This window comes from Ruegeria sp. D3, from assembly GCF_056534465.1.
Window position 1 is genome coordinate 106722 of the sequence record NZ_JBQFPK010000012.1, and the last position, 13980, is coordinate 120701.

Genomic DNA, 13980 nt, shown 5'->3' on the forward strand with positions numbered 1-13980 from the left:
CTTTGATTAAGAAACTTCTTCCCGTTATTTTTCTGTTGGTTGGTCTCGGTGGCGGTATCGGCGCAGGCGTCGTTCTGTCACCGTCGGACGAAGTAAAGCCAAGCGACGCAAAAAAAGCGGACAAAGCCGACAAGACCGAAGCAAAAGAAAAAAAGAATGACGCCAAATCCAAATCGGCTGACAAGAAAGACAAGTCAGGCGGGATGGAGTATCTGAAGCTTACCAAACAATTCGTAATTCCGGTTGTCGAGGCCGAACGGATCTCGGGCATGGTTACGATGTCACTGAGCCTTGAAGCGGATGGCGGGATATCCGACAGTTTTTATGCGATTGAGCCCAAGCTGAGGGATCGTTTCCTGCAGGTCTTGTTCGATCACGCCAACATGGGCGGATTTGATGGCAACTTCACCACCTCTGATAATCTTGATTTATTGCGCAAGGCTTTGCTTGAGGTGGCGCAGAAGGATCTTGGGAAAAGCGTTCAAAACGTGCTGATTACGAGCGTCAACCGACAAGACATCTGAAACCGGGCTAATAGGTCTGTTTCTTGCCGAGCGCCAAACGGCGTTCGGCTTTTTGCATTTCGGACAGTCTTTCTACGGCTTGTTGCCGCCCGAATGCCAACCGCAAGGCATCCATCGAGGCAAGCTTTTGCGCCGTGACGCGAGCAAGTTCCATGTTCAGTTGGCGACGCGTCCGGGACTCCCATCCACTCCACAAGACGTCAGTGCCGGTCACTTGGTATCCTTTGGTTTGTCCCGCGTCGACGCGCGATTTCTGGACCTGACCGTCCAGCCGTGACAGCTGTTGCTTGATCCGCGCTTCCTCTTCGAGCACAGGTTTCAGGTTTTGGTATTCCTTCTGAAAAGCGGCCTCGGTCACCGCGCTGAAATCGGCATATTTCGTTGATTTCATCTGATCTGTTCCTTCGCGCGTTTGCGCATCGTTTCGGCAAAGCGAATGGCAGCGGCGACCGGGCGGTAGAGTTCCTCCGGGATTTCCTGACCGATCTCGACGGTGGCGTGCAATGCCCTTGCGGTTGGTGGATCAGAATGGATGGGAACACCTGCCATCCCGGCAGCCGACCGGATCGAGGCCGCAACCTCATCCACACCTTTGGCCACACAAACGGGGGCAGACCCTGTTTTGCGAGACCATTTCAACGCTACCGCAAAGTGGGTTGGGTTCACGATCACCACATCTGCCCTCGGAACGTCAGCCATCATCTGGTTTGTGGCAATGTCCTGAGCTCTCTGCCGCCGTTGTTGTTTAACATGGGGATCGCCTTCGGCATCTTTGGTTTCGTCCTGGATTTCCTTGCGCGACATGCGGTTCTTCCGGACGTGCTCGGCATATTGCCAGAAATAGTCCACGGCTCCGATCACAAGGGCGATCACTACGACGATGAAAAGGAATCGAAGCAGCAGGTTTATCATCAACAATAAGGATGATTGCACCGGTGCAGCGCTTGCCGACAGGATATCGTCCAGGTTTGTACGCAAAAACAAGGCAAGGCAGGTTCCATAAATTGTCAGTTTTACAAAGCTCTTGGCGAATTCGAACAGGCCTCCACGCCCGAACTTGTTCTTGGCGTTGGACAGCACCGAAACGCGCGACAGTTTGGGTTTGAGTTTGGTCGGTGCGAAGATCAGCGCGCGCTGGGCGATCAGGCTGAGTAGAACGGCCGCAGCAGGTACCGCAAACAGAACGGAAACTGCGGCGAGGGTGGTCTTGAGCATCCCGCCGACAGGGTTGACGGAAGGGCCGTGGACCAACAGACCTGAAAGGTCGTCTGCTTGATCAATCAGAACGACAAAGACGGTCCCAAGCTGTTGCACACCGTATTGGCCCGCGGCCAACATTGCCAAGAGAAATCCGGAATATGCGGCAACAACAGACAGGTCATTGGATTTTGCAACCTCGCCCTTTTCGCGTGCCTTCTGCAGCTTTTGCGGGGTTGGTTCAAAGGACTTGTCGCTTTCATCGTCACCAGCGCTCATCTGGTGGCCCCCAACGGGTTGGCAATGAAGGCGAACAGGGCGTCCGACCACACAGACAGGATCAAGGGTGTTCCGGCAAAAAGAAGAAACAGGCCCGCAAATGTGATCGCAGGCGCACCGACGAAAGCGACCATGAGTTGGGGCATGGCGCGGTTGATGACGCCAAGCGCGAGGTTATAGATCAGTGAGGCAATCACAAATGGCATTGCCAGGCTAAAGGCCAGCGCAAAACTCTGGGCGATGTTGCGAACGCCCCAATGCGAGAGATCCGATGCCGCAGGCGCGGTGCCCATTGGAAACAGCATGTAGCTGTGGATCAGAAACTCGGCTACACGGACATGCAGACCAAGCAATACCGCAAGGGTCAACCCGGCAAGCGTCAGCATGTATCCCATGGCCGGAACAGGATCGGCTGCGGCTCCTCCAAGAATTTGGGAAAGGGAGGTGGCCTGCGCTGCAATAGATCCCGCCGTTTGCAGGGCCAGCACGAACAGACGCAGCCCCAACCCCAGAACCATCCCGACCAGAATTTCCGTTCCGATAAGTCGGACAAGAGGCAGCAAGCCTGTTCCACCTTCAGGGGACGGCGCGGCTGGGCTGACCACCAATGTAAAAGCAACCGCGATGGCAAGTTTTACGCGGGTTGGGATGCTTCGCTCTCCAAATGCTGGCAGCAAAGAGACCAGTGCCGATACCCTAAGAAACACGGCAAAAAGGTGCCAAAGCCCGTCCCCCAACTGGGGCAATAGCTCGGGCGGGAGGGCGATCACGCGGGAACCGTTCCAACAAGGGCCGGTCGCGCTTCCAGACCGATTTCTTCAAAAGAGAGGACCGGGTTGGATATGCCACGGGCGTGCATGATCGTGCGCAATAGCCTGCGTCGCCGGGTCGAGGTCACAACTGCTGGGAACAGCCCGTGATCGGCAGATTGCGCGACGCTGTCCACGACACCATCGGCCAGTTTGTTGAACAGGTTTGGCGGCAAAGCTACGTCCAGACCGGCATTGGGTGCGTCGATCTGATAGGTGACGAATGTGTCCTCCCATTCTGGCGCCAGCTGAATCAGGGGAATCGATCCATCCTCGCGCTTCATTTCGGCGACCAGTTGAAAGCCCAAGCGTTGCCGAACCAGTTCGCAGATACCTTCGGGCTGGGTGGTGGTCAGGCGCGCCTCGGCCACGCTTTCCAAAATCAGGGCCATGTTGCGGATCGAGACCCGCTCGTCCAGCAACAGCCGCAACACCGCGTGCAGTGTGTCGATGGGCACTTTATCCGGTATCAACTCATCCAATAGTTTGCGGTTGGCCTCGGCCCGCACAGGATCACTTAGCTTGGTCATTTCAGACAGCAGGCGGCGCAGGGATTTCAGCGTCAGCAGGCGCGAGAAATTCTGCTTGATGATCTCAAGTAAATGAGTCGCCAGAATCTCGGGTGGAGAGACGATGGTGGCACCACTCATTGCAGCGGCTTCTTGATCTTTGGGCAAAATCCAGCGGGCGGGTGCGCCATAAACCGGCTCGGTCACGTCATTGCCGTCGGGCAACAGGTCATGTCCATCTTGTACCAGCGCCAAAACCAGATCGGGGTTCAGAACCCCGCGTGCCTGTTCGACGCCTTGAACCTTCACCACATAGGTCCCCATGGGCAGATCCGCCCGGTCAGTCAGGCGAATGTCCGGAAGGATCAGCCCGAAGGTCGAGGCGACATAGGTCCTCATATTGGCGATCCGTGCATCAAGACCGGTACCGGGGTTCAGAACCATGCTGACAAGGTCGGGCGCGAATTCCAGATGCACATCGTCCAGGTCGAGAATGTCCCCAATGGCCTGCGAAACGGGTGAGTCTGTATCCGGTGTCGGAGCCATCGCCGCATCGTCAGCCGCTTTTTGCTTTCGGTAGACGTTGTACGCGGTGTACCCCAAAACCCCGGCACCGATGATGAAGGGCAGGAACGGCAACCCCGGCACCAGCGCAAACAAAACCATCAGAACTGCAACGGTACCAAGCGCCGCCGGGTGGCGGCCAAGCTGCGAGAACAACGCGCTGTCGGTTGCGCCCTGCGTTCCGCCACGCGCCAGCAGCAGCGCGGACGCGATCGAGATGATCACGGCCGGAATCTGCGTAACCAGACCATCGCCTACGGTGAGAATCGCATAGGTTTCAAACGCCGAAGAAATCGGCATTCCATGGACGATCACCCCCATGATCAGTCCCATCACAAGGTTCAACAACGTGATCAGCAGGCCCGCAACCGCGTCTCCTTTGACGAATTTCGATGCACCATCAAGTGAGCCGAAAAAGGTAGTCTCTTGCTGTTCCCGTTCGCGCCTTTCCTTGGCCTGTTGATGGTCAATGGCACCGGCGGACATGTCGCTGTCGATGGCCAGTTGCTTGCCCGGCATCCCATCCAGCGCAAAGCGCGCGCCGACTTCGGCCATGCGGGCGGCGCCCTTGGTGATGACCATGAAATTCACGATCAGCAGCACGCCGAATACTACGAGACCCAGAAAGATGCTGCCGCCCATGACGAAGTTGGCAAACCCCTCAATCACGTCGCCCGCGGCGTTGGGGCCGGTATGGCCCTGACCGATGATCAGCTTGGTCGAGGACACGTTCAGCGATAGCCGCAACATAAGTGAGGTCAGCAGGATCGTCGGGAAGGATGAGAAATCCAGCGGCCGCTCGACAAACAGGGTCAGCGTAAAAATCAAAATGGCCAACGCGAACGAGGCCGCCAACCCAACGTCCAGTACCCAGGCTGGCATCGGCAGGATCATCATCACGATGACCGTCATCAGAGCCACTGCCAGCAGAACAGTCGGGGAAAACAGGGAACGGGCGTCGATCTTGGGCACGCGAGGCTCCTAGTTGAAGGAAATGAAGGCAGAGGCAGATCCGGTCGACGGCATCAGCGACCCAAGCGCGCCAGCGGGCGCTTGATCAGCCCGCAGCGGGATCAGCGGAGACGCCGATCCAGTAAACGGATCGCGTGAGGCGATGGCGCGTGTTTCGCTGTGGTCCAACTGCGCCAAGACACGCTGGAACCTATCAGAATAGGTCTGTGCCAAATGGGGTGTGCGCGAGTGGTATGCCCCCGCGGCCGCGGTCCACGAGCCGAGCTCAGCATAAAGATCTTTCAGGAACCGTGCGGCGTAAGTGGCGTTTTCATCGGGGTCAAACATTGCGTCGATGGACCGGAACGCCTTGCCATGCCAGCGGTAGTTGATCTGGAAGCATCCGATGTCAAAGCTGCGTTTTCCTGCCTTGAAGATATTGAAAACATAAGACTTTGCCTCAAACTCGGATTTGAACCAAAAGCCCTTTCCTTCGACATTGATGGCCCACGGCCAAGGCGAAAGCTGTCCGTCAATGGCGCGGCCTGTTTCAACCCGTGTTATGGCGTGCAACACCTCAAGCGGGACGCCTTCGGACGTAGCCGCACGCTGGGCGGCCCGGTCGCATATGTCTGCAGTGCGGAGGTTGGGTATGGCGAGCGCCTGTTGACCCACGCAAAGCGCAAGCGCCAAAAGTCCTGATATCGTTCGATGGGGCATTCTGCCGGTCCGGGATTCTGATCAATCCGGGTCAGGTTAGCTGCGGCAGGGTTTACAGAGGGTTAGCGCCCAATCATTTCCGGTCGATCCTGCGGCCAAAAACAACGCTGGTATTGGTACGCAGAACACCTGGGATCTTAGCCAATTCGTCAACCAGAATATCCAGGTCCTCGATTCTGGGGGCTTCGGCGGACAGAAGCAGGTCAAACTCGCCATTGATTGACAGACACCGCTTGACCTCGGGGTAAGCCTCAAGCCGTTTGATGATGCGAGTCGTCTCTTTCTGTTGGACTTCCAGCATCACCACGACCTGAACACGCGGGGTGTCTTCAGCCTTGTTCAGCACAACGGAATACCCTGCAATGACTCCGCTTTCCTCCATCCGCCTGATCCGCTCATGCACGGTTGTGCGTGCCAACCCAAGTTTGGCTGCGATCTTGGTAGTTGATTCCCGCGCGTTGTGTTGCAGGGCGGCGATGATACGACGGTCCAGTTGATCCATAACGCCAAGGTGTAAGGCAGAGTGGGGCACAGCCTCAAGGCTTGGACGCATCTTTACCTGCGGTCCCCTCGGGTGATTTTTCAGGCCACAGCACACTGACAATGACAAGACCAGCAAACGCAGCAATGGTCATCCAAGTCAGTGTCACTGCCGTGCCTTTCATTGTCATCAGCCAACCGGCCAATGGATAAAGCATCAGCCAGCATAAATGTGACAGTGTAAACTGCGCGGCAAAAACGGCCGGGCGGTCTTCTGGTTTCGCGGATCGGGACAGTAAGCGCCCGGACGGTGTCAGGGTGGACGAATACCCAAACCCAACGCAGGCCCAGATTAAGGCGAGTGTAGGGAGTGTCATCGGGAAATTGGCAAACAGATAAGCAGCCATAGCCATGAAAATCGTGCCTGTGGTGGCCCCGAACAGCATAACCGAGCGGTCCCGAAACCTGTTCAGCAAAGATGGCAGAGTGATGGCTGCCAGCATTGATCCCCCTCCGAATCCGGCCAAAGCCAGTGCGACTGCGCTTTCCGGTAACCCCATATCGGTGCGCACGATGACGACTGTGTTCACGATGACCATCGTGCTGAGGGCGGCAGCGGTCCATGTCAGGGCCAGCAGCGCCCGCAGACGCGGAGTGTTCAGGTAGATACGAATGCCACGGGTTGTGCGGTCGTAGATCCCGCGGGGCCGTGTCGGCATGGGCGAAGGCAAGGCAACCGAAACGACCAGCAGAGCAGAAGCGACAAAGCCCAAGGCGGTGCCCCAGAACAGGTTGTCGAAGCTGACGATAGTCAGCAAAGCTGCAGCCAAGGATGGGCTCAGGACACTTTCCATATTATAGGCCAGCCGGGACAGCGAAAGGGCCTTGGTATAATCCTGTTCGTCGGTCAACACGTCGGGGATGGTGGCCTGAAAGGCCGGAGTGAAACCAGCAGACGCCGATTGCAGGATGAAGATCAGCACATAGACCTGCCAGACTTCGGTTACGAAGGGCAGGAACACCGCGACGGCTGCGCGCACGATATCCAGCACAACAAGCATTTTGCGCCGATCGACGCGCTCGGCAAACGCCGCAGCCAGTGGTGCTACGGTGACATAGGCTACCATTTTGATTGTCAAAACAGTTCCAAGCACCAATGCTGCAGCGTCTTGTGCGAGGTCATAGGCCAGCAAACCCAAGGCAATTGTTGCCAACCCGGTTCCGGTCAAGGCCGCGACCTGCGCGGCCAGCAAGTGGCGGTAGGTTCGGTTGCGCAGCACGCTCAGCATTTGCGATACCTCGGGGTTTCCTAAGCGCGATATTAACGACACGGGGGTGGCCGCCATTTTCCAGCACTGGAACGCGAGGTCAATAAACCCGCGCATATAGGCCGCGTTCCACGGATGGCGTTGAGTTTACGGATCAAACCGCCTATCTCGGAGGCGAAATCGCACAAAGGACAAGCTCGTTGGCCAACCATCTCTATAAAAACGACCTGCCGGACGGGTTGGACCTTGGCCCTGTCGTGGCCATCGACTGCGAAACCATGGGTCTGAACCCGCATCGGGATCGCCTGTGCGTGATCCAGATGTCGGGTGGCGACGGAAACAGCCACATCGTACAAGTGGAAAAGGGTCAGACCAAAGCCCCGAACCTGTGTGCGATGCTTGAAAATCCCAATGTGTTGAAACTGTTCCACTTTGGCCGTTTTGACATCGCCGCGATGTACCATGCCTTTGGTGCCCTGGCCGCGCCTGTCTATTGCACCAAGATCGCCAGTCGTCTGGTGCGCACCTATACCGACCGTCACGGACTGAAAAACCTGTGTCAGGAGCTGATCGGCGTCGACATCTCGAAACAGCAACAGATGAGCGATTGGGGAGCGGAGACCCTGACCGACGCACAGTTGGAATATGCTGCCTCGGACGTTTTGTACCTGCACCGCCTGCGCGAGGCGCTGAACGGGCGGCTGGCCCGCGAAGGCCGAACGGAAATGGCTCAGGCCTGTTTTGACTTCTTGCCGATGCGTGCGAAACTTGACCTCGCCGGTTGGCCCGAAACGGATATTTTTGCGCACTCATGACCGATACCGAAGCTTTCCTGAGAACCGCCCGACAGGTCGTCACCGACGAGGCCCGCGCGCTTGACGTGCTGGCCGATAGCCTGAACGAAGATTTCGCCGAGGCCGTGCAGCTGATCCTGCAGGCGACAGGCCGTATCATCATCAGTGGCATCGGCAAATCCGGGCATATCGGCCATAAGATTGCGGCGACATTGGCGAGCACCGGAACACCCGCTTATTTTGTTCACCCGGCCGAGGCGAGTCATGGCGATCTGGGAATGGTGTCCAAAGAGGACGTTGTTCTTGCGATCTCGAATTCGGGCGAAGCGCCTGAACTGGCAAACCTTCTGGCTTTCACGCGCCGCTTTGGCATTCCGCTGATCGGCTTGTCCAGCAAACCCGAAAGCACGCTGATGAAACAAGCGGACGTGCATTTGCTGATCCCGTCGATGGGCGAGGCGTGCGGGTTTGGAATGGTGCCTTCCATCTCGACCACGCTGACGCTGGCGATGGGGGATGCGCTGGCGATTGCGCTGATGAAGTATCGAGATTTCAAGCCCGAGGACTTTCGCGCATTTCATCCCGGCGGCAAACTGGGTGCACGGCTTAGCACGGTGCGAGATTTGATGCACACGGGCAGTGCTTTACCGTTGTTGGCGTCAAACGTCGCGATGAGCGACGCGCTGATCGAAATCAGCCAAAAAGGCTTTGGCGTCGCCGGCGTGACAACGGCTGACGGACAACTTGCCGGGATCATCACCGACGGGGACCTTCGTCGCCACATGGACGGTTTGCTGACCAAAACCGCAGTTCAGGTGATGACGGAAAACCCGACTACTATTGGCCCCGACGCGTTGGCAGAAGAGGCAGTGGCCATCATGAATGATCGTAAGATTACGTCTTTGTTCGTTGTCGAACCGGATGCGGACGGGCAGGCGCTGGGCCTGCTGCATATCCACGACTGCCTGCGCGTTGGACTGGGTTAAGAGGGCGCGACCGTGGACAGCCATTCACGCATGGTGCAATTCCTCAAGGTGCTGCTGCCGTTGGTGGCCATCGTGATGCTGTCCACCGTGTTCCTTCTGTCCCGCAGTATTGAAACCGACGTCAAAGTTCCCTTCACACAACGCGATATAGAAGAACGTCTGGCGGATCAGATCGTGACTCGGCCCAATTATCGCGGAACCACGCGCAAGGGCGAAGAAGTTCAGATCGAAGCAATCCAGGCCACACAAGGTACCGAGAACTCGGTCCCGACAGCATCCGAGTTCCGTGGGCGGCTGGGGCTGTCTAACGGGGGTATTATCACTCTGGATTCGAACTCGGGCATGATCCGTCCTGACAAGAACACTGCGACCTTCATCGGTGATGTGGTGATCACGACCACTGACGGAATCGAAGTGACCACGAATTTACTGAACACCGCGCTGGACGAGATACGCGGCGACACTCCGGGTCAGGTCAATGGGACCGGAGTTATCGGAAATTTTTCAGCAGGTCGCATGACCTTTGGGACCGAAAAAAAGGACGGCCCGGTCCATATTATTTTTACAGACGGCGTGAAACTGATATACGAGCCGAAAAGAGCAGAAAGATAGCCTGTGTTCGATTTTCGAATTGCCCTTGTCGGAATTGCCTTGTTGAGCAGCACTTTTTCAGTGTCCGCTCAGGAAACACAAGTGGCGTTTGGCGCACAAAAAGCTGACCCCAGCCTGCCAGTCGAAGTCACGTCTGAATCGTTGAACGTGAATCAGGAAGATGGCTCGGCCGAGTTCATTGGCAATGTAATTGTCATTCAGGGTGAAATGCGCCTGACGGCCGAGCGCGTGCTTGTCATCTACAACGCGGATCGGTCTGGCATTGAGCGTATGGAAGCGACCGAGGATGTGGTTCTGGTCAGCCCGCCAGATGCAGCTGAAGGGGATTGGGCCGAATATACCATCGATTCGGGTGTGATCGTCATGCGCGGCAACGTTCTGCTGACGCAGGGGCCAAGTACGATCAGCGGCGACCAGATGAACGCCAACCTGACGACAGGTACGGCGACCATGACGGGCAACGTTAAAACCATTCTGCAGCAGGGTGCCAACTGATGGCTGGACCGAACCTGAAACTGGCTCAGGGCAGTTCGGGGCTAAGGATCGAAAAGCTGCGGAAGTCTTATCGGAAAAAGACCGTCATCCGAGATGTGTCAATGACGTTGGACCGATCCGAAGTGGTCGCGTTGCTGGGGCCGAACGGGTCCGGCAAGACCACCACTTTCTATTCTGTTGCAGGGTTGGTTTTTCCCGAAGCTGGTCGCGTAACCATCGATGGGCAGGTGGTGACGACCCTTCCAATGTATCGCCGGGCGCGGCTTGGGATCGGATATTTGCCGCAAGAGATGTCGATTTTTCGCGGGATGAGCGTTGAAGACAATATCTCGGCCGTTCTGGATATCACTGTGGAGCACGCCCATCGCCGCAAAGAACGCCTGGAAGAGCTGCTGTCCGATTTCTCGATCGAGCATCTGCGCCGTGCGCCCGCGTTGGCCTTGTCGGGTGGTGAGCGCCGCCGGGTCGAGATTGCGCGTTGTCTGGCTGCCGATCCAAAGTACCTGTTGCTCGACGAACCTTTTGCCGGGGTCGACCCGATCAGCGTGGGTGACATCCGTCATCTGGTCGCTGATCTGAAAAAACGCGGGATCGGGGTTTTGATCACGGATCACAACGTGCGTGAAACGCTCGAGATCGTGGACCGCGCCTATATTTTGCATGACGGTCAGGTACTTATGTCCGGAACACCGGACGAAGTCGTTGAAAACGAAAACGTGCGGCGCGTCTATTTGGGCGAAAACTTCCGTATTTCATAGGTTTGCGCGGTATTGCGCCGAATGCATGGCGGAAATCTCGTATATACACTCCTGTTTTGATTGACTCTTCCGCCGTCTCTTGCCTCAATTGGGTCATGGCATTTTTTCGGTTCCAGTCTGGATCACGATGCCCCTTCTTGGAAGGGATCAAGTTCCGGCTACCGCGGAACATGCCGATACCCCCCACCCGATAAAAAGAAGCGCGCTGTGTTACGCAGCGTCAGAATGGGTGTGAATTGTGAAGGAGATCACATGCGTTACCAAATCAGCGGAAAACAGATCGACATCGGTGAAGCACTTCAGACCCATGTGCAGACCGAACTTGGCGAGGTTGTGGGCAAATACGCCCAGCGACCGACCGACGCCAATGTCGTCTTTTCCCGTTCTGCGCATGAATATGTGTGCGAGACCACCGTACATCTTTCCACCGGCCTGACGGCGCAGGCCAAAGCCCATGCTACCGAGATTTACGCGGCATTCGAGGGGTGCTGTGACAAGATGGAAACACAATTGCGCCGCTATAAACGCCGCCTAAAGGATCACCACAAGGATCGGGTCGAGCCGGTTGAACTCTTCGGAGCTTCCTCTTATATCCTCGCCTCTGACGAATCTGAGTCGGCAGATGAGCCAGAATCTCTGCAGCCGATGATCGTGGCTGAGATGGAAACCAAGATCCCATCGCTGAGTGTTGGTGAAGCCGTTATGCAGATGGAATTGGCTGGTGCCCCGGTGCTGGTGTTCCGGAATGAGAACAAGGATGGATTGAATGTCGTGTATCGTCGGGAAGACGGTAACATCGGCTGGATCGATCCATAACAGGCAAGATTAGAAAGGCGTGCCCCTGCATTGGCAGGGGCTTGCCATTGGAGCAAAATCATGGAGCTTTCGAGCATTCTGAAGCCCGAAGCAGTACGTGTATTGTCAGCCGCTTCCAGCAAGAAGCGGCTGTTTCAGGAAATTGGCGATGTTGCTGCGGCAACCCTGGGCCTGGACGAGCAAACTGTCGTTGATGGTCTGCTCGAACGTGAAAGCCTTGGGCCCACGGGTGTGGGCCATGGCGTTGCGCTTCCCCATGCGCGTCTGACTGAAATCGAACAGGTCGCTGGCGCGTTTGTCATGCTGGAAAAGCCCATCGATTTTGGCTCGGTTGATCGTCAGCCAGTCGATATCGCCTTCGCGCTTTTCGCACCGGAAGAAGCGGGTGTAGACCATCTGAAAGCGCTCGCGCTGGTGTCTCGTACCCTGCGTGACACAGCGGTTTGCGCCAAGCTGCGGGCCAACCCTGACCCGGTCAAGCTCTATGCAATCCTAACCGAGGCGCAATCGATGCAAGCGGCCTGATCCTGCGCTTGAAGCGTACTAACGAAAAAGCCCCCGATAATCGGGGGCTTTGTTTTTCCACGCTACGGCGGTGGTCAGCCGCCGGTTCCCATTTCCAACGTCCACCAGATTTTTCCACCCGATTCTTGATGCCAAGCAAATCCCATCTGCGTGGCTTTAGGATCCAGTATCACTGATCGTGGACCGGGTTCCTGCATCCAGGCAGCCAATGTCTCGGTTTCGGTTTCGAAGGTTTCCGAAATAGCTTCGCCCAGGAATGCGCCGTAATACCCAACGCGCGCGGCCCGATCTATTGGGGATGATCCATCGGACCCAAAATGCCATGGCCGGTTTTGGCGTGCCATATCTTTGGAATGTGTGGCAGCCGCAGCATTGAGCTGTGAATTCAGTTGCACAGGCTGCAGACCCGAAGCCTGCCGCAGTGCGTTAACCGAATCAAGCATGCGGAACTGCAGCTTTTCGGGATTGCCGCGAATCTTGTAAACGGTGGGCAGCGGACGGCCATCCGCACCAATCGTCGTGGTTGAGCTTGGGGTGCAAGCCGCCACAGCAGCAAAACATAAGAACAGAAGTGTAATAATACGCGTCATGGTCGACCTGATTTTTGTGTCATCTTACGCAATAGCGCGACCAACGGGCTTGGGCAAACCTGCAATGGCTGATTCCCGCGTGATTTTGCCGGTTTGATTTGCGATTGACGTATTCAGGCAATAAAATGCGTCAAATTCCTTTTCTGGTTTAGCAAAGGACCGACACAAATGGTCAAGAAACTCATTCCTTCCTCGCGCCGCGGATTTCTGGTCGGTGCGTCCGCCTTTCTGTCTACTCCGGCGATTGCTCAGTACATTCCGGGCGATCCTCTGCGTCCGGCACCCGAACCCGAACCGCAGGTGCGGCGAAACATTTCGGGTTTCCGTGCTTTGGACTGGCAGCCCTATTTTGACAACACGCGCAATGGCGCAATCCTGGTCGATACCGTTTCACGGGCACTGCATTATTGGTCAGACGACCAAAGCGTGTATAAACTCTACCCATCATCGGTTCCGCTGACCGAAGAACTCACGCGTCGCGGTCGCACAAGCGTCATTCGCAAGGTCGAAGGGCCCAGCTGGGCGCCGACACCTTCGATGAAGAAGCGAAACCCCGAATGGCCGGACTATATCCCGCCGGGTCCAGATAACCCGTTGGGAACGCACGCTTTGTATCTAAGCTGGAAGTACTACCGAATCCACGGAACCCACGATACGCGCAAAATAGGGCGTCGTTCCTCGAACGGATGCATCGGTCTTTTCAACGAAGATATCGCCGAACTGTTTTCGATGGCGAAGGTTGGCACTCAAGTGTTGCTAATTTGACGACAAATCCGCGCATGAAGTCGCTTGCGAAGCAACTTCCATTTGCATTCCAGTTGGATAGCTGGTTAGAAAAAAACACGAGGTAAGTCTTGGGTGTGCGGTTTCGCTATCTGAAACCGTGCTTATTCTGGAGGTTAATATGAAGAAACTCGTTCTCGCCGCTGCACTGACTGCTGCTGCTTCGACCGCTTTTGCTGGCAACCTGGAAGAGCCGGTTGTTGAAGCACCTGTTGTTGTCGAAGAAACTCAGGGTTCGTCGCAGGGCATCATCCTGCCGCTGATCCTGCTGGTTGTTGTTGCAGCAGCTGTTGCAGCAAGCTAATTCGATACGAATTATC

At 56.3% G+C, this 13980-nt stretch carries 18 protein-coding genes; 10 read left to right on the plus strand and 8 right to left on the minus strand.

Annotated elements, in window-relative coordinates; translation table 11 throughout:
• Nucleotides 1-2 precede the first annotated feature (2 nt).
• A complete protein-coding gene (locus ACR0DX_RS17285) occupies nt 3-524 on the plus strand; it encodes a flagellar basal body-associated FliL family protein (protein WP_170353783.1) in 522 nt (173 codons plus the stop codon).
• A 7-nt stretch (nt 525-531) separates the two neighbouring features.
• Here ACR0DX_RS17285 and ACR0DX_RS17290 read toward each other — a convergent pair whose 3' ends face one another.
• From ACR0DX_RS17290 to ACR0DX_RS17320, 7 genes are all read right to left on the minus strand, one after another.
• Nucleotides 532-915: a hypothetical protein gene (locus tag ACR0DX_RS17290; RefSeq protein ID WP_170353782.1), complete on the minus strand. Its 384-nt coding sequence runs from the start codon at nt 913-915 to the stop codon at nt 532-534.
• The gene (flhB, locus tag ACR0DX_RS17295; protein WP_170353781.1) at nt 912-2000 is read right to left on the minus strand and encodes a flagellar type III secretion system protein FlhB; all 1089 of its coding nucleotides are present in this window, start codon (nt 1998-2000) and stop codon (nt 912-914) included. Before flhB ends, ACR0DX_RS17290 begins: the two co-directional genes overlap by 4 nt.
• The gene (locus tag ACR0DX_RS17300) at nt 1997-2770 is read right to left on the minus strand and encodes a flagellar biosynthetic protein FliR (protein WP_170353780.1); all 774 of its coding nucleotides are present in this window, start codon (nt 2768-2770) and stop codon (nt 1997-1999) included. Before ACR0DX_RS17300 ends, flhB begins: the two co-directional genes overlap by 4 nt.
• Nucleotides 2767-4794 (minus strand): flagellar biosynthesis protein FlhA, encoded by a 2028-nt coding sequence (gene flhA, locus ACR0DX_RS17305; protein WP_480846882.1) that lies wholly within the window; start codon nt 4792-4794, stop codon nt 2767-2769. Before flhA ends, ACR0DX_RS17300 begins: the two co-directional genes overlap by 4 nt.
• A gap of 69 nt (nt 4795-4863) precedes the next feature.
• Nucleotides 4864-5553 (minus strand): lytic transglycosylase domain-containing protein, encoded by a 690-nt coding sequence (locus ACR0DX_RS17310; protein WP_170724750.1) that lies wholly within the window; start codon nt 5551-5553, stop codon nt 4864-4866.
• A 73-nt stretch (nt 5554-5626) separates the two neighbouring features.
• Nucleotides 5627-6106 carry an Lrp/AsnC family transcriptional regulator gene (locus ACR0DX_RS17315; protein ID WP_480846856.1) on the minus strand — a complete coding sequence of 160 codons (480 nt, stop codon included), beginning with the start codon at nt 6104-6106 and terminating at the stop codon, nt 5627-5629.
• Complete coding sequence (locus tag ACR0DX_RS17320; protein WP_170353981.1) at nt 6090-7322, minus strand: MFS transporter; 1233 nt, start codon at nt 7320-7322, stop codon at nt 6090-6092. Before ACR0DX_RS17320 ends, ACR0DX_RS17315 begins: the two co-directional genes overlap by 17 nt.
• A 179-nt stretch (nt 7323-7501) precedes the next feature.
• Here ACR0DX_RS17320 and ACR0DX_RS17325 point away from each other — a divergent pair, with 179 nt between their 5' ends.
• The 7 genes from ACR0DX_RS17325 to ACR0DX_RS17355 all read left to right on the plus strand — a co-directional run bounded on the left by ACR0DX_RS17325 (nt 7502) and on the right by ACR0DX_RS17355 (nt 12287).
• Nucleotides 7502-8116 (plus strand): ribonuclease D, encoded by a 615-nt coding sequence (locus tag ACR0DX_RS17325; protein ID WP_170353777.1) that lies wholly within the window; start codon nt 7502-7504, stop codon nt 8114-8116.
• Nucleotides 8113-9081 carry a KpsF/GutQ family sugar-phosphate isomerase gene (locus tag ACR0DX_RS17330; RefSeq protein WP_170353776.1) on the plus strand — a complete coding sequence of 323 codons (969 nt, stop codon included), beginning with the start codon at nt 8113-8115 and terminating at the stop codon, nt 9079-9081. Before ACR0DX_RS17325 ends, ACR0DX_RS17330 begins: the two co-directional genes overlap by 4 nt.
• 12 nt (nt 9082-9093) lie before the next feature.
• Nucleotides 9094-9693 carry an LPS export ABC transporter periplasmic protein LptC gene (gene lptC / locus ACR0DX_RS17335; protein ID WP_170353775.1) on the plus strand — a complete coding sequence of 200 codons (600 nt, stop codon included), beginning with the start codon at nt 9094-9096 and terminating at the stop codon, nt 9691-9693.
• Between the two features lie 60 nt (nt 9694-9753).
• Nucleotides 9754-10188 carry an LptA/OstA family protein gene (locus tag ACR0DX_RS17340; protein WP_480545910.1) on the plus strand — a complete coding sequence of 145 codons (435 nt, stop codon included), beginning with the start codon at nt 9754-9756 and terminating at the stop codon, nt 10186-10188.
• Nucleotides 10188-10946: an LPS export ABC transporter ATP-binding protein gene (gene lptB / locus ACR0DX_RS17345; RefSeq protein ID WP_170353774.1), complete on the plus strand. Its 759-nt coding sequence runs from the start codon at nt 10188-10190 to the stop codon at nt 10944-10946. Before ACR0DX_RS17340 ends, lptB begins: the two co-directional genes overlap by 1 nt.
• 252 nt (nt 10947-11198) lie before the next feature.
• Nucleotides 11199-11762, plus strand: a complete 564-nt coding sequence (gene hpf, locus ACR0DX_RS17350) for a ribosome hibernation-promoting factor, HPF/YfiA family (protein ID WP_170353773.1) — start codon at nt 11199-11201, stop codon at nt 11760-11762.
• Nucleotides 11763-11822: 60 nt separating this feature from the next.
• Nucleotides 11823-12287 (plus strand): PTS sugar transporter subunit IIA, encoded by a 465-nt coding sequence (locus ACR0DX_RS17355; protein WP_170353772.1) that lies wholly within the window; start codon nt 11823-11825, stop codon nt 12285-12287.
• A gap of 74 nt (nt 12288-12361) precedes the next feature.
• Here the strand turns inward: ACR0DX_RS17355 and dalA are convergent, their stop codons facing one another.
• Nucleotides 12362-12877, minus strand: a complete 516-nt coding sequence (dalA, locus tag ACR0DX_RS17360) for a divisome-associated lipoprotein DalA (protein WP_170353771.1) — start codon at nt 12875-12877, stop codon at nt 12362-12364.
• A gap of 168 nt (nt 12878-13045) precedes the next feature.
• On the opposite strand from dalA, the gene ACR0DX_RS17365 reads away from it, so the two are divergent.
• Together ACR0DX_RS17365 and ACR0DX_RS17370 are read left to right on the plus strand one after the other, a co-directional pair.
• Nucleotides 13046-13642 (plus strand): L,D-transpeptidase, encoded by a 597-nt coding sequence (locus ACR0DX_RS17365; protein WP_170353770.1) that lies wholly within the window; start codon nt 13046-13048, stop codon nt 13640-13642.
• A gap of 139 nt (nt 13643-13781) precedes the next feature.
• Nucleotides 13782-13964 (plus strand): hypothetical protein, encoded by a 183-nt coding sequence (locus tag ACR0DX_RS17370; protein WP_037313128.1) that lies wholly within the window; start codon nt 13782-13784, stop codon nt 13962-13964.
• Nucleotides 13965-13980: the final 16 nt, after the last annotated feature.